Origin of the sequence: Desulfovibrio sp., from assembly GCF_047607245.1 — a bacterium.
Lineage (GTDB): Bacteria > Desulfobacterota > Desulfovibrionia > Desulfovibrionales > Desulfovibrionaceae > Desulfovibrio.
Window position 1 is genome coordinate 1 of the sequence record NZ_JASGDK010000055.1, and the last position, 15,487, is coordinate 15,487.

Annotated in this window: 13 protein-coding genes; 4 read left to right on the top strand and 9 right to left on the bottom strand. The window is 55.2% G+C overall.

The window, feature by feature from the left end; translation table 11 throughout:
* The 4 genes from QM579_RS04040 to QM579_RS04055 all read right to left on the bottom strand — a co-directional run.
* The coding region (locus QM579_RS04040) for an ABC transporter substrate-binding protein (RefSeq protein WP_414997925.1) at positions 1–867 on the bottom strand (867 nt) is incomplete at its 3' end.
* A 524-nt stretch (positions 868–1,391) separates the two neighbouring features.
* Positions 1,392–2,558: an MFS transporter gene (locus QM579_RS04045; RefSeq protein WP_414997926.1), complete on the bottom strand. Its 1,167-nt coding sequence runs from the start codon at positions 2,556–2,558 to the stop codon at positions 1,392–1,394.
* Positions 2,559–2,600: 42 nt separating this feature from the next.
* Positions 2,601–3,692 (bottom strand): BMP family ABC transporter substrate-binding protein, encoded by a 1,092-nt coding sequence (locus QM579_RS04050; RefSeq protein ID WP_414997927.1) that lies wholly within the window; start codon positions 3,690–3,692, stop codon positions 2,601–2,603.
* Positions 3,679–4,095 carry a hypothetical protein gene (locus QM579_RS04055; protein WP_414997928.1) on the bottom strand — a complete coding sequence of 139 codons (417 nt, stop codon included), beginning with the start codon at positions 4,093–4,095 and terminating at the stop codon, positions 3,679–3,681. Before QM579_RS04055 ends, QM579_RS04050 begins: the two co-directional genes overlap by 14 nt.
* On the opposite strand from QM579_RS04055, the gene QM579_RS04060 reads away from it, so the two are divergent.
* The 4 genes from QM579_RS04060 (at position 4,094) to QM579_RS04075 (ending at position 11,500) form a co-directional block, all read left to right on the top strand.
* A complete protein-coding gene (locus tag QM579_RS04060; RefSeq protein ID WP_414997929.1) occupies positions 4,094–5,485 on the top strand; it encodes a radical SAM protein in 1,392 nt (463 codons plus the stop codon). The two genes, QM579_RS04055 and QM579_RS04060, sit on opposite strands and share 2 nt — an antisense overlap.
* A gap of 568 nt (positions 5,486–6,053) precedes the next feature.
* The gene (locus tag QM579_RS04065) at positions 6,054–6,275 is read left to right on the top strand and encodes a hypothetical protein (protein ID WP_414997930.1); all 222 of its coding nucleotides are present in this window, start codon (positions 6,054–6,056) and stop codon (positions 6,273–6,275) included.
* Positions 6,276–6,384: 109 nt separating this feature from the next.
* Positions 6,385–9,387 (top strand): hypothetical protein, encoded by a 3,003-nt coding sequence (locus tag QM579_RS04070; protein WP_414997931.1) that lies wholly within the window; start codon positions 6,385–6,387, stop codon positions 9,385–9,387.
* A 913-nt stretch (positions 9,388–10,300) separates the two neighbouring features.
* Positions 10,301–11,500, top strand: coding sequence for an iron-containing alcohol dehydrogenase (locus QM579_RS04075; protein ID WP_414997932.1), 1,200 nt, complete (start codon positions 10,301–10,303; stop codon positions 11,498–11,500).
* A 478-nt stretch (positions 11,501–11,978) separates the two neighbouring features.
* Here QM579_RS04075 and dapA read toward each other — a convergent pair whose 3' ends face one another.
* The 5 genes from dapA to QM579_RS04100 all read right to left on the bottom strand — a co-directional run.
* On the bottom strand, positions 11,979–12,857 hold the full coding sequence (gene dapA, locus QM579_RS04080) for a 4-hydroxy-tetrahydrodipicolinate synthase (protein ID WP_414997933.1): 879 nt from the start codon (positions 12,855–12,857) through the stop codon (positions 11,979–11,981).
* 114 nt (positions 12,858–12,971) lie between these two features.
* On the bottom strand, positions 12,972–13,247 hold the full coding sequence (locus QM579_RS04085; RefSeq protein ID WP_414997937.1) for an HU family DNA-binding protein: 276 nt from the start codon (positions 13,245–13,247) through the stop codon (positions 12,972–12,974).
* Between the two features lie 231 nt (positions 13,248–13,478).
* On the bottom strand, positions 13,479–14,291 hold the full coding sequence (locus QM579_RS04090) for a MinD/ParA family protein (RefSeq protein WP_414997934.1): 813 nt from the start codon (positions 14,289–14,291) through the stop codon (positions 13,479–13,481).
* On the bottom strand, positions 14,291–15,112 hold the full coding sequence (locus QM579_RS04095; protein WP_414997935.1) for a GGDEF domain-containing protein: 822 nt from the start codon (positions 15,110–15,112) through the stop codon (positions 14,291–14,293). Before QM579_RS04095 ends, QM579_RS04090 begins: the two co-directional genes overlap by 1 nt.
* Positions 15,096–15,487: peptide chain release factor-like protein (locus tag QM579_RS04100; RefSeq protein WP_414997936.1), on the bottom strand; the 392-nt coding region annotated here is incomplete at its 5' end. The genes QM579_RS04100 and QM579_RS04095, both read right to left, overlap by 17 nt.

The following is a 15,487-nucleotide window of genomic DNA, read 5'->3' on the forward strand; positions in this document are numbered from 1 at the left end:
CTTCATATCACGCCGCAACAGGGCTTCGTCATAGTCTTTGCCTGCCCATTCAAGATAGAAGCGGCGGTAGTCTTTCAAAAAAACTTCAGGGCTCTTGCTCGTATATTCATCTACGGCCTTGAAGTAGACAGATAAAAATTTTGCTGTAATTTCAGGGTGTTCATTGGCGTATGCGGTGTTGGCAATAATGTATGTGTAGCTTTCTTTGCCGCAGGTTTTCAGGTCGGCAGCCAGTACGCCACCCTTGTCCAATGCCAGATACAGCTGCGGTGCCCACAGGGCAACACCGTCACCGATGCGGTTTTCAAAGCTGGCCACCACCAGCCCCTGTACCATATCTCTGATAATGATGTCGCTGTCCTGAAGGCCAAGAACTCCCAGCCATGAAGAGAGTGCATAGTGCGAAGAACTGAGGTCGGAAACCAGAAAGGTTTTGCCGCGCACAGTGTCCGGGCTGCCCAACACTTCGGGGTAGTCTTTGTTCCAGCCCTTGACCGCCGCAATGGGGCTGTCTGCGCGCACCACCACGCCATTGGCAGCGGCTTCGTCCGCTCCTATAGCTATGGCGGTAACATTGTTGCGCATGTTCCCCATAATGGCCGGAATCACCCCAACACCCGCGTATACCCATGCGCCAGTGGGAAGCGCATTAAGAACTTCCTCGCCGGAATTATACTGATTGATCTCAATATCCAGGCCAGCTTCTTTGTCCCAGTTTTTTTCCTTGGCGTACCAGATGAGAAAGGTTTCAAACTCGTCCATCCAGGCAGTGGGAACACGAACCAGCCTGTTGGCCACAGCACCAGAGGCGGTGGTGTGCGTCAACATTAGCACGGCAAGAAACAGGACAATATATTTTTTGAGCATGAGTTTCTCCCGGGAAGTTGTGAAGGCGCAGGTCGTCGGTACTCTTATGGCTCCGAAGGATAAGGCTATTCAAATACAGCCGGAGATGCCCGAGTTTGAGGTAGGCGTAATCTATTTATCTGTTTTTTTATCCTGCGGCAATGGGCCATTGCCCGCTACGGAGCCTCTGTGGACTTTGCGGCAGATTATTAAGGAGAGTATGCGGCAGCACAGAGCGAGCGTCAGGAAAATCGCGGGGTGAAACTGCGCAGGAAGTGCCTGGAAGATGCTTTTTTTCTGGGCCAATGCAGCGGCTGGGTGCGCTTGCAGCAAGGCGAAGCTCGTTTGCCGATTGCTTCGTCTTTCGCGACGCGGGCGTAGCAGCTGTTCCCTGCGCCACTGTCGTTTTTACAGGTGTGCTATCCTGCCAGCGGGCGGTTTTACTCGAGGTTCAGGCAATTCCTCTTGAGACGGTTCCAGGCGCATACGCACCAAAACCGCCAGGATGCGTTACCTTCAAGCAGACATGACGAAGTTAAAATTCCTTATCTGGCATCTCCGCTTCGGGAAAGCATGCGGCCCCACAGGTACAACCCGGCGGCGCACAGGGCCGTAACCAGCAGGGCCGGATTAAAGGATCCCGCATATTCACGCACATTGCCCATAAGCAAGGTCAGCAGCACATTGACCATGTTGGCTATGGTAGACATGAAGCCCACCCCGGTGGCCACAAGCCCTGGTCCGGCTGTCCGTATGGTCAGCACAAATATTGTGGCATAGGCGCAGCCGCAACAAACGGCCAGGCACACTCCCGCTGCCAGTGTTGGAAAAGGTCCCGGCAGGAAGGCCATCGCCGTATACAACAGGGAAATGCCGAGCACGAGTTTTGTCAGCAGTTCATGAAGACCGCTTCTGCTGCCCAGTTCTCCGCCGCCAGCGCGGGCAAGCGTTCCTGCCAGAAGCACTGCGCCTGTGGCGATGCCCCAGTTTTCGGGATGGCTGCCCGGGCTGTTGTCGGCAAGCACTGAGGGCAGCCAGCTGCCCAAGGCCGTGATGGTGCCGAAAGAAAATCCGTGGCAGCAGCCTAGAAACCAGAGACGTTTCGATTTTACCACGGTTTTAAGCGACAGCCATACGCTATAGCTGGCGTCAACGGTCTTTTGCTGCAAAGGAGCGCGCGGTACCCACAGCAACGAGAGCACCAGCAGGGCTGGCATGAGCGCCACCATAACATAGCTTGCGGCCCAGCCCATAGAGCCAAAAAAAGGAAGCGCCAGATAGGGCAGCATGGTGCCAAAGCTGAAAGCCGCCCCCTGCAAACCTTGGGCGCGCGCCAGGAATTGTGGCGGGGCCAGAATTTTTACTACAGAAACGATGGCCAGAAACAGCATGGCAGAGGCCATGCCCACGGCAAGGCGCATGAAGATGGCCAACCCCAGCCCTTGCGGGGCAAGAAAGGGCGCAAGCGAGCCCGCAGTGCAAAGGATGGCCGAGATCACCAGTGACCGCAGAATGCCAAGGCGGTCAATGATCAGGCCCGCTGGAATTTGGGCCAGGGCATGGGTCCAGAAAAGTGAACTCAAAAAGAAGGACAATCCGCCGTAACCCACGCCGAAAAGCTGCATGAACTGCGTGGCGACAGGTGGAATGTTCATGAACATAATACCTATGCCAAGACATCCAAGCACAGGAAACCAGTAATAGACAGGCATCAAAGCTCTCCTGAGGCGCACACGCTTTCGCGCAGCGTCAGGCTACAGACAGTCGCAGAGGGTTCTTTCGCGCATGGATTTCAGACGAATGCCGCCATTGATCAGCTCGCTGCGCAGTTCGCGCAGCCTGCGGTCCATACCTGCCGGGGCATTTTTGCCCGCAACTGTGCGAAACGGCTCCATCTCAGTAATATCCACGCCGCCGTACTTGAGGTCGCGCACAAGAATTTCCTTGCCCTTGAAGTTGCCGGAAGCGGCAGCAGCCACAAGGTCGTATACCGCGTCGTCTGCCTTTTTGACTATGGAGGTGAGCACGCGCCCCGGCAGCCTGTCGTCCTGGTTTCCGTCCAGCCCGATAACATACGCGCCCCGGCTGGCGGCTTCTTGCATCGCAGGGCCGTTGCCAAGCCCGCTGGCCAGCACCAGTATATCCGCGCCCTGGTCCAGCAGTTCCCGCGCTGCCTTGCCTCCGGCTGCGGCATCCGTAAAGGAACCCGTGATGCGGTTGATGACCCGTACTTCGGGGTCCACAAGGCGGGCGCCTTCCACAAAGCCGTTCAACAAAGACCGCATGGCGGGCACGTCTTCTCCTGACAGCCAGCCGATGGTTCTGTCGGCATTAATGCCGGGCAGGGCTGTCTGGGCTGTAAGCATGGCCGCCGCTGCACCCGCAAGGTATGCCGCCTGTTCGTCGGCAAATGTTATGGACATGATATTGGGAGCGCGCACGCCCGCGTCAATGCAGCCAAACATGGTTTTGCGAAAATTGGCGGCATTGTTGCGCAGGGCTTCGTGCAGCCGATCAGAGGCCACCAGCACCATGTCATGACTGGACGCGGCATTACGGAAAAATTCCTGAATGGCGGCGGTATCTGCCTGTGCCGGAGCCACCAGCACTTCGGCATTAACAGGAAGTGCCCGGGCTCGCTCAAGGCCGCGCAACAGGGCGTCGTTCCAGCCGCCGTCGCCGCCGGGGTGCTCCAGCAGCAGGGCCACGCGCAGGCGTGGACTGCCAGTTGCAGACGCAGACTCTGCGGCGTAGGGTGCGCCCACGAAAACATAGAGTGACAGCGTGATGAAGCAGAGCAGGGTGAAAAGCGGGGCTGAGATCGAAGGCAACTTATAATGAAGCATGGGTGGGTTTCCTTAAACGCATAAATGGACGGCCATGTTGGGCCAGCGGCCAGCATACGCTCCACCGACACGGCCCGCAATACCTGCCAGCAGGCAGCTTCACGGCAGAAGCGCCGGGCCGAGAGAACGGTCCCGGCAGCATTTTTTGAGGATCGGCGCGGGCGTGAAGCATATATAGCAGTGCTTGTTTTTTTGCAGTTTGGCGATAGCGCAAAAAAATTGCGCGCAATTGAGGGGGAGTATCATCCCTGCCAGAGAGGTTGCAAAATATTTGGAATTCTTTCTTGACAGGCTTATGTGAAATATTGGACAATCGAATCACAGGTTTTAGTTGGTATTTGAAAATAAAAGGCAAGCCTTTTAGATGTAACTTTTTTTGAAACAGTGTGAGGTCGGACAGCATGTCTGCGCAATCGTTGCCCCTATGGTTTGATGTGGCCACCATCGAAAAAGCCCTGAGCCGTCAAAATGCTCCAGATGCCGTTGAACTGCGGGATATTCTGGATAAGTCTATGCAGATGGAGCCGCTTGACCTGAATGAAATAGTGGCGCTCATGCGTGTGAACGATCCGGCCGGGCATGAGCGTATTCTTGCTGTGGCCGATGAGGTGAAGCAAAAGGTCTACGGCGACCGCATGGTGCTTTCCGCTCCTCTGCACCTTTCCAACCACTGCGGCAGCGAGTGTCTGTATTGCTCCAACCGCCGGGATAATGGCCTTGTGGAACGCAAGTACATGACCTCGCCGGAAATGCGGCAGGCAGCTCTGAAAATCATCCGCCAAGGGCACAAGCGCATATTTCTGGTCAGCGGGCAGTTGCCCAACGCTGATGTGGACTATCTGGCCGAGGCCATAAGCATTCTGTACACAGTTTTTGACGGCGTGGGCGAAATACACAGCGTCAACGTCAACGTCGGACCACTGGAAGCTGCCCAGTACCAGACACTTTTAGATGCCTATGTGGGCACTGTCCTCATTTATCAGGACACCTACCACGAGGCCAGCTACCGCGCCGCCCATGTGGCGGGCCCCAAGAGCGATTACGTCAAGCGGCTCAATGCGCCTGACACAGCTTTTGCAGCAGGCGTGCCCGATGTTGGTCTGGGCGTTTTGCTGGGGCTGGGCCCCTGGCAGTTTGATCTGCTTGCCCTCGCGCAGCACGCGACCCATCTCGAGCGCGTGTACGATCTGGGCTGCCGCACCGTAAGCCTGCACAGGATGCGTCTTGCCCCCGGCAGCCTTATGGATACGCCTTATCCGGTAAGCGATGCGGACTATCTGCGCTGTGTGGCTCTGGTCAGGCTGGCCCTTCCGCACAGCGGCATCATCCTCACCACCAAGGAACCCGCCGGGCTTTGGCGCGACGGCTGTAGCGCCGGGGCTTCGCAACTGCTCACGGGCAGTGTGGCCAACCCCTATGAAGGGTGGGCGCTTGCTCCCGGTCAGCAGGTTCCCTTCCCCTTGGGCGAAGATTGCCACGTGGATGAAGTGGTGCGCTTTCTGCTTGAAGAGGCGCGGCATCTGCCGTCGTTTTGCGCAGCCTGCCCAAGGCTTGGCCGCAGAGGAGAGGAATTTCTTGCTATGGTGCGTGAATGCGGCATGAAGGGCCAGTGTAGTCCCAACTCTGCGGCATCATTTATGGAATTTCTGCTGCACTACGCCACCCCCTATACCCGCAGCATGGGCGAGCGCTTGCTGAATGAAAAGCTGAACAAAATGTCGCTGCACGAACGTGGCGCGGCGGATCGCCTGCTCAAAAAGGTGCGGGCTGGCTGTATGGACGAGTTCATCTGATTTTGCATCTGATTGCGTCCTCTGGCCCTTTGGGGCCAGAGGGCAGTTTTACCGTGTAGGATCGGATTTTGTCATGATCAGGCCTGAGGGCTTTATGGCGTAAATGCGGATTATTTGCTGACGGGTGCAGTGTTCAGATATGGGCCGCTGTTGTGGAGCTTTCTTCAGGAGCGGCTGTTCGGCAGCAGTGTACATTCCTGTGCGTTACCCTGCCCTGATTTTCAGGCAGGCGATACTGAGTTTTCCTGGCGGACCACAGGACGGCGTGTCTCCTTATTGCAGGCTGTCGCCCGGCTGCGCACTCAGCCCCGGAACCGGCGGGGCCGCTGGCGCGGTGTGTCCGGGTTGCCTTCGGGCAACCGGGGGGCGGGCTGTAGCATCCGGCGGCTCGTCCCCCGCTTTTTCCCTTTTGCCGTTTGGTTTCTGTCTGCTTCTGCCAGTATCAGCACTGGCAGAAGCAGACTTGTTTTATCCTCGGGGCTTATGACACGATTGTATTTTGCAGGGCTTAGTGGGGAAAGTGCATTTTGTTTGCAGGTTTTTCCTTCTCGCTCATCAGCGAAATTTTATGTCAATTACAATAGCCCTGCTGGCTATGAACCCTGTCACGCGTTCAACGTCCATCTGTAGAAGGGCGGTGCGGAGGGAGATCACCGGACGGGGCAAGGAACCCATCGCAGCAGAAGCCATGCAACCCTCGCTACATGACGGACGTTGGAAGACATTGCAGGGTGGCCGTGGGAAGCAAAGGGAGCCTCCACGGCTTTTGCACAAAGCCTTTCATATTTGAAATCAACCAGCCTAAGTTCAGGCATTTGACGTGGACGCTGGGCCGGGGTATTGTCGCAAATGGTTCATTCCAGCCGCCGTAAGGCGGCTTTTCGTAAGGAGTATATGGCGTGAGTTTCGTATGGCGTGGCATTTATTTTGACAAACAGGACAGGGATATCCTTGTTCTTGTCAATCGCATTCTGGAGTCCGACAACAAACCTTCGGACACCAGCCTTTTTGACCCCAGTCTGCATCCGCACGGCATCAAGGAACTGGTAGCAACTCCTGTTTCACGCATGGCCTATGCTGTTATCAACCTGTTGCGCAACCTTCAGGTCGGACGCACCCAGGCCAGGGATCGTCTGCTGGCATTGCAGACCCTGTATGATGAAGTGCTCAACAGCGCACACTCGTCGCTGCGCCGCAACACGGCGCGCGTGCTCATGCAGATCATGAAAAGCATTGTGCGCGCTCATGACAATCCGCAGGAACAGCTTGAGCTGGCGCACGACTTTCGCCGTACCGTTCAGGGCACGCCGCGTGTTGTCCGTCGCATGCTGGCTCGCTATCATCTGCCGGAAATGCCGGAAGCGTGGAACCAGCTTGCCTTTGACGACCACGTTTACGATGCCAACACCAAGGGCCGCAAAAGCCCGACGCACCTTATCATGGACGCTTGGATCAAGGGGCTGCGCTCACTGACGGTGGCCTATGAATACTGGGTGCAGCCTGACGCTGCGCGTGAAATCCTGCGCGCCGCTGAAATCACGGGCATAGCCGTACGTATTGGTCTGGAGTTTCAGGTTCCGTTTTATGGGCGTTTTGTGAGCCTGTTCTGGATACCGCGCGGCTTCAGCTCCAATGAAGATTTTCTGGAATTTCTGCACAGCCCCAAAGTGGCTGAAATGATGAAACGTGGCAGGGAAGTGCTGCGCTGGCGGCGTGACCGTGTGCTCCATTGTCTTTCTCTGTGGAACGAACATCAGCGCCCCAAGATGGAAGCCGCCTGGGAAGTTGAAATTCCCGAACTGTCGGCAGACGAATTTTTGCGCTTTGTAGGCAGGGGACAGGCCAGCAGCCTGCATCTGGCTGAAGGGTTGCACCGCCATGTGCAGCCTGCCTTGCGCCAGCGTGCCGCCAGGCTTGCCGAAAAGGATGACGCCACTTCGCGTGCCGAGCTGGCTGTGCTTGAACATCTGGGGCCGGAACATATTGCTGAGGAATGGCTTTCCGCGGCCCTGCACCCTGAACTGCCAGATCTGGAATGCCCGCCTGCTTCGGAAGAGATGCCTCATCTCATGCGGCTCACGATGTTTGAGCTTACGCGGGAACTGGCCGAGCTTACGCCGGGCTATCGTCTTGTGCTCTGCACCTCTGCCTTGAGCGTTGAGGATGTGGCGGAACTTTTATGGGATGCCAAGGGCAATATCACCCATCTGGAAATCTTCAACATGAAGAGCTGGATGGAGCGCCAGCAGGCTAATCTCAAGCCCATCAGCGAATTGCAGCAGGCGTTCAATGAAGGGCTTGGCCCCCGCGTAAAGCAGATGATACGTCAGATGGCGCGCCGCATGCGCACTGTGGACGAAGAAAGGGCCGCCAAGTTTCGCGACATATTGCATAATGTGCCGAAGCTGTGGGAGCACTACCGTCACAAGCCTCTGGGTTCACGTCTGGGCACCAGCTCCGCCAGCCGCATTACGTACGGCATGGGTTTTGTCATTAAAGATACCCTGCCTAAAGGCCGTTTTTCGGCTCATAAAGGCAGGGGGCAGCAGCAGTTTGAAATCCCCATCTGTTCGCCGGTGGAAGAAGTTTACAGTTATGCCAAGCCACGTAACCCTTCTGCCTGGCAGCGGCTGGCTGCCTGCCTGCGGTGGGTGCCTGGCTGTCGCCACCTGGGCATGGAGCGCCGCAAGACCTGGAAGACGGCCAGCGAAGATTTTCGCGTCTGCGGGCAAGGCAATGTCATTAACCTTGGCGGGCTCGGCCCGGCGACAGGCAATAACCTGTTGGGCAAAGACCAGCAGGCGAGCAGGTGCCGCCCCGGATTTTCCTACCTGAACAGCTCGTTTTGCAACTGGCTCAAGGTGTTACTGGGTTTTGTTCCGGCTTTCTTTTCATTTTTATATACGCAGGACTGGTGGGTTCTCGCCTGGGGCGGCACCTTTATCTGGTTTGGCATCACGGGCGTTCGCAATGTGATGCAGATGGTTTTGGCTGCCAAGGGAGCCACGCGGGATACTTTGCTCCACTGGAAAGATCAGGTCAGTGTGAGCCGCTTGTGCGACTCGCTCATGTACACGGGCATTTCCGTCCTTCTGCTTGAGGCGATTGTGCGCGTGTGGTTCTTGGACAGAACATTGGGCATAACAGTGGCGCAGAGCCCCTGGACGGTCTTTACGGTTCTGAGCATCATCAATGGATTTTATATTTGCGCGCATAATGTCTTTCGCGGTTTTCCCAAAGAGGCCGCCATCGGCAACCTCTTTCGCAGCGCATTGGCCATTCCTGTGTCGTCTTCGTATAACTATTTGTTGTACCTGGGGCTTGGAGCCCTTGGTGTAGCCAGTCCTGAACTGTATATGGTGCCCAGTGCAGCGGTGGTGTCGAAAATGGCTTCGGACACAGTGGCTGCCATTATTGAAGGCTATGCCGACAGTCAGGTGAACCTGCGCATGCGCCGCTGGGACTACAGAAGCAAGCTCAACAACCTTTTTGACTGCTACACGCGGCTGGAGCTGCTGTTTCCCCACGAAGACGCGCTTATCAAGCTGGCCCGTCCCGGCGGGCTTCAGGGTAGTGGAGGAGTCAAGGGTAAGGAGCTGGAGCGGGCTTTCATCGTCAACGCCCTTGACCTTATGTACATCTGGTTTTACCAGCCCAGAGCGCAGGACGCTTTTCGGCAGATTGCGCGCGCCATGCCGGAAGCCGACCGTAACGTGCTGGCCAGATCGCAGCTTGTGCTGACGCGTGAGCGCGAGATCAGCCAGCTTCTTGTGGACGGTCTGCTGGGGCGTAATTTCTCACGTCCTCTGGCCTTCTTTCTGGACAAACGTAAAGCCTATTTGCGCCGCCTGAGCCGTATGTGCCGACCCGGCAAGATAAAAGAGCCGGGTGGGGGACGCTAGGGACAGTCTCTGGGTTGTTTCCATTCCATTTAGCTGACTAGCACATAACGCGGCCCTTTTCATGACGGTTGTGTACGTAAGCGTACGCTGCCCTCATGAAAAGGGCCGTTTCTTTTGTTTCGAGCAAAAAAGCTGCTGTTCAAAACATCTGCAAAAATACCTCCTAGTTGAAGGTAATATTCTCAACAGCTCAGACTGTTAGCTTATCCAATTGCCATGTAAAAACGCCAGTATGGTTTTCCTGTGCTCTGTGCCTTGTGGATGGAGCGGATGTGTGGATCGCACGCCCGTTCCCCAGTAATGCAGTGACATCAGAACGCGCGTCTAACGCTGGCACCCTGCAATCGCAGTTCGCGTTGTGCCGCCATACTTGCCTGTCTTTCCCTTCGTGTGGGCACAAGCCGATTAGTGTCCTCTTTCTAAAACATTCGATATGGTGTGCGAGTGTGCGCTGTGTGCTGCCCGGCAGGCCGCGATGGCAGTACCGTACAGTTTGAGCGGGAAGCTTGCAGTGCGGCGTGACTGGCGGCGACATGCTCTGAATTTTACTTTATAAATTGTAGGCAGCGCTGCACGTGACGGCCCTGATCTGCGTTACTGTAATGTCTGTGTCCGGCGTATGTGCGCTTGATGGAAATAATGTTAGCTGGCTGTCATCACGGTTTTAATTTTTGGGTGAACAATCAATCAATGTAGTATTGTGCAAAAAAGAACAAAACTTATTTAGTTGTGTAAAAATGAACATTCTAATTAACGTAAAAAATGTTTAAAAGTGTTATATATTCAGCTTCCGGAAGCTTGCATTGGGATTTTCTATGCTGTACTGTCGCCATAAAGGATGCTTCCTTATCACTGCGGTGCATATACAAAATAACTTAGATGTGTTGTATCCGCATAACGCCAGGAGTCGCATATGAGTACTGAGCTTAAGAGCATGCACATGGGACAGATAACTTCTTTTTTCATCCCCAATGTTACTCTTGTGGGTGAAGGGTGTTCCAAGGAGATTCCTCTTCGCCTCAAGAACATTGGCGGCAGCAAACCCTTGATCGTTACGGACCAGGGCATCGTAAAAGCCGGAATTCTGAAGGTGATTACCGATATTCTTGATGCAGCCAAGATGAAGTACGCCATTTTCGACCAGACTGTGCCCAATCCCACTGACAAAAATGTGGATGCTGCTTTTGAAAAGTACAAAAAGGAAAAATGCGACAGTATCATTACTCTTGGCGGCGGCAGCTCGCATGACTGCGGCAAGGGCGTAGGCTTTCTTGCCGGTAACGGCGGCAAGATTCATGACTATGAAGGCGTGGACAAATCCGCCAAGCCCTTCCCTCCCTATGTGGCCGTAAACACCACCGCAGGTACCGCTTCCGAAATGACGCGCTTTTGCATCATCACCGACACGTCACGTAAGGTGAAGATGGCCATTGTCGACTGGCGCTGTACTCCTGGCGTAGCTATCGACGACCCTGTTCTTATGATGGGCATGCCCCCGGCCCTCACCGCAGCTACTGGTATGGATGCTCTGACTCACGCTGTTGAAGCCTATGTTTCCACTGCAGCCACACCTATGACCGACGCTTGCGCCGAAAAGGCGATGGAATTTATTAACCGCTATCTGCGTCGCGCTGTGGCCAACGGTCAGGACAAGGAAGCCCGTGAAGGCATGTGCTATGCCCAGTATCTGGCTGGTATGGCATTCAACAACGCCAGCCTCGGGCACGTTCACGCTATGGCGCACCAGCTGGGCGGTTTCTATGACCTGCCCCACGGCGAATGCAATGCCATTCTGCTGCCCCACGTATGTGAATACAACCGCATCGCTACCCGTCGCCGTTTTGGCCGTATCGCCCGTCTGCTTGGCGAAATCACCGAAGGCCTGAGCGCTGACGAAGCTTCCAAGAAGGCCATTGCCGCCATTAATACCCTGTCCACAGACGTGGGCATTCCTGAAGGCCTGAAGGCCCTTGGCAAAAAGTACGGCAAGGATGTGAAGGAAGGCGATATTCCCACTATGACGGCCAACGCTCAGAAGGACGCCTGCGGTCTTACCAACCCCCGCACTATGACGGACGCTGCGGTAGCCGGAATATACAAGGCCGCTATGTAGCTTTTTGGAATACGGTCGTCCTGCGCGTCAGGGCTTCAAAATGAAGAAAGGTCGCTTCGGGCGACCTTTCTGTTGTATGGCTTTAGGGAAACGTGCAGTTATTTCGTTTGGCGGCGTTGCTTCGCTTTTTTTGAAACAGTCGAGGACAGAAAAGTCCACTCCTGCTTAAAAAAGATCGCGTCTTGCCAAACGAAATAGCTGCACGTTTCCAGGAGGCTCTTTAGTTTTTCATCAAAGTACTTTGGTTGCTGTGTATGCAGGCTCTCTGCTTGGGAGTATTCACACAGCTTCAGTCATTGCCACCGCCGTAAAGCGTTACGCCGCAGAAAACTCCGAATAGTGTCAGTATGAAACAACGGCGCGCAATCATTTATTCAGAAACAGCCCTTGGTTGCGCCTGTAAATTCAAAAAGCCGCCCGCGTAACAATAGCGGGCGGCTTTTTATGAGTAAAAGTGCGTTAGGCCAGTCAGGCTTGCTTAAATGAGCTTCAATTGGCGCAAAACAGCAATAAGTTTTTCTTTGGCGGGTTCGCTCATGGGGCAAAGCGGGAGGCGCAGTTCTGCTTCCATCTTGCCCATAAGGTGCAGAGCCGTCTTGGCAGGAATGGGATTGCTTTCAATGAACATAGCCTCATGCAAGGGGAACAATTCGTGGTGAATCCTGGCAGATTCGGCCACGTCGCCCTTGTTAAAGGCGTTGCACATGGCTGCCATACGCCCCGGAACGAGGTTGGATGTAACAGAAATAACACCCTTTCCACCCATAGCCATGAGGGGCAGGGCTGTGAAATCGTCACCCGAAAGCACGCTGAAATTGGCCGGGCTGCTGGACAGGGTCTTGCTGCCCTGGGCCATGTCGCCAGTGGCTTCTTTCACGCCCACAATGTGAGAAAATATCTTTGTGAGGCGAGCCAGAGTTTCAGGCAGCAGGTTGCAGCCTGTACGGCCAGGAACGTTGTAGGGCACAAGCGGCATGTCCACGGCTTCCGCTATGGCCTTGTAGTGCTGAAACAGCCCTTCCTGCGTCGGTTTGTTGTAGTAAGGCGTGATGAGCAGCGCGCCGTCGGCCCCGGCTTTTTGGGCAAAACGGGTCAGGCGGATGGCTTCAAGCGTATTGTTTGATCCGGCTCCGGCCAGGACTGGTACTCGTCCCTTGGCCTGATCGATACAAATTTCAATGACCCTTTCATGTTCTTCGTGGCTGAGTGTGGCAGACTCACCGGTAGTGCCGCAGGGCACCAGGCCGTGAATGCCTTCAGTGATCTGGAATTCAATGAAGTTTCTGTAGGCTTCTTCATCCAGGGCGTTATTCTTGAAAGGGGTAACAAGCGCTGTCATAGCACCGGAAAACAGCATGACGGTCTCCTTGGCGCGCCCTGCGCGCCCTTAGATGGCCGAACGCCGAGAATGAAGGCAAGCCTTCATCCCGTTCGGCCCAAAATGCGGCAAAGCCGCGTTATGCAACTATGCCTATTGATTTATGAATTCTTTCAATTCCTTGCCAGCGCGGAAGAAGGGCAGACGTTTCGAGGATACGCTGACGCTTTCCCCAGTTTTGGGATTGCGGCCAGCATAGCCCTCATACTCTTTAATTTTAAAGCTGCCAAAGCCGCGAATTTCAATGCGTTCGCCAGCGAGGAGGGATTGTTTCATCGCGTCAAAAAAGGTGTTCACCACCATCGACGCGTCATCAAAGGGGATATTGGTTTCGTCGGCCAGCGCCTTGATAAGTTCGCTTTTGTTCATCACGCCTCCGTAACTCGTTATGTTGCTCACTAAAGCATTGTGCCTGAAACGGGAGTGTGAGTGTATATCATGGCGGTATTGTTGGCAATTTTTGTGTTTCGCCCCAAGCCGCCCACGCGTTTCAAAGTCTGAATGCCAAAATGATTCAACGATAGGCATTTATTGCTAATTCAAGCCTATACCTTTTATGCAACAAGGTAAACAGTCCGCGCAGGCTTTTCACCTTCTTCTTTACTCTTTGTCAGGGGTTGGTTGCAAAATTTTGCGCGGGGCCAGCCAGTCGGCCATGCCCAGGCGCAATCTCTGCAAGCGCGAAGCCAGCGTATGTATATCCTGAGCAGCAGGACTGCCAGGAGCGTACGTCATGAGAGGCTGCTGGCGGCATACTGCCTCCGGCACTTTTTTATCATTGCGTATGTGGCCCAGCAGAACGGGTTCAAGGTGCAGGAAGTGACGGCAGGCTCCGTGCAACTTCTCAAAAGCGGATTTGGCTTCGTTTGCGGAAGTAGCCTGGTTGACGATCACCATAAAGTCCCGCAGCCCGTAGCGGGCATTGAGCACCTTGATCAGCGCATAGCTGTCGGTCAGCGACGTGGGTTCCGGGGTGATGACCACAATGCGCATGGCGGCCATTGCGGCAAAGGTCTGTACCGTGCCGGAAATGCCTGCGCCCACATCCATAAAAATGTAATCGTACTTGTCCAGAGCTGGTTCAAGACGGGCCAGCAGCAAATCGCGCATATCGGGCTGCAGTTCGGTAAGCTCGGGCACCCCAGAGGCGGCGGGCAGCACGTCAAAACCCTCGGGTTCCACATGGTGCAGCACGTCGCTGATCTGCGCTTCGCCCAGCAAGGCGTTTTGAAGGTTCCCCTCGGGCGTGATGCCCAGCAGCACGTCAAGGTTGGCCAGCCCCAGGTCACAGTCCATGAGCATGTTTTTGAAACCCATTTGAAACAGCGCGTAGGCAAGGTTGAGAGAAATGTTGGTTTTGCCAACCCCGCCCTTGCCGCTCAGCAGAACCACGCTCAAGGTTTTATTTGCCATTAGTTGTTTCTCCCAAAAAAAAGAAAGCGTTTTTCGCTTGAGTGGACTAGGCTGGCCCTTTCTTCCAGGCTGGCGCTGCCTGCAAGGCAGATATGGCCGCCGTCTTGTTGCAGCGCATTTTGCAGGGCGTCTTCCGCCTGGTTCATCAGAAACTGGGCAGAGGTTCCATTTCCCGGATTGATGCAGGCAATGCCAAGCGCGCAGGCGGGGGCGTCATTTATCAGGGCCTCGGCGCGTAACGCAACTTGTTGTGCAAACGTTTTTTGTATCTGGTCGGCCAGAAGCCGTGCACGCAACTGGCTCACACCCGGCAGCAACAGGGCGTAGCGTCCTTCTGCCACATGGCTGATGCTGTCGCAGGCTTCGCTGTGTTCACGCAGGCTGGCAGCTAGCGCTGCATCAAGTTGATCCAGAGCGGCCCGCCCCACTTGATTGAGCAGTTCAGCCCTGTGGGGAAGGTCGGCATAAACCAGACTGAGGTCGCCACCCGAACGTGAAAAGCGTAGCATTTCACGTTGGATCTGGTCCATAAAAAGTCTGCTAATGAGAACATTGGCCATTTGTGTCGGCACTTCGGGCTGAGCATTGGCCGCTGGCACCTGCTGATCTGCACTTCCCACTGGCAGCACGCACCAGCGGCTTTCGGCATAATCGCGGCAGAAGCTTTGCCAGCGGTCAGGGCTGAAGCCGGACAGAAGGCGGGCCACCAGCACAGTGGGCGTCAACTGGCCGTCGGACAGCTGCTCATCCACCGGGGAACCTGCCTTGCGCAGAGCAAGCAGTTCACATGCCAAGGCTTCAAGTTCAGCGTTGCTGCTCATGACGGTACAGGAGGTAGTCGTGTTGAAAGGCGTCGATATGACCATCCAGAACCGCATCCACATCGCCCACTTCGGTGCCTGTGCGGTGGTCTTTGACCAGGCGGTATGGCTGGAGCGTGTAGGTGCGTATCTGACTGCCAAAGGCTATGGCATCCTTGCCGGCATACTGGGCCTGACGTGCGGCCTCGCGTTTTTCAAGTTCCATGTTGTAAAGGCGGGCGCGCAAGACGCGCAAGGCCGTTTCTTTATTGTGATGCTGCGATTTTTCATTCTGGCACTGTGCGGTGATACCCGTGGGAATATGGGTAATGCGCACAGCCGAGCTTGTGGTGTTGACGCTCTGGCCGCCGGGACCGCTTGAGCGGAAAATATCCA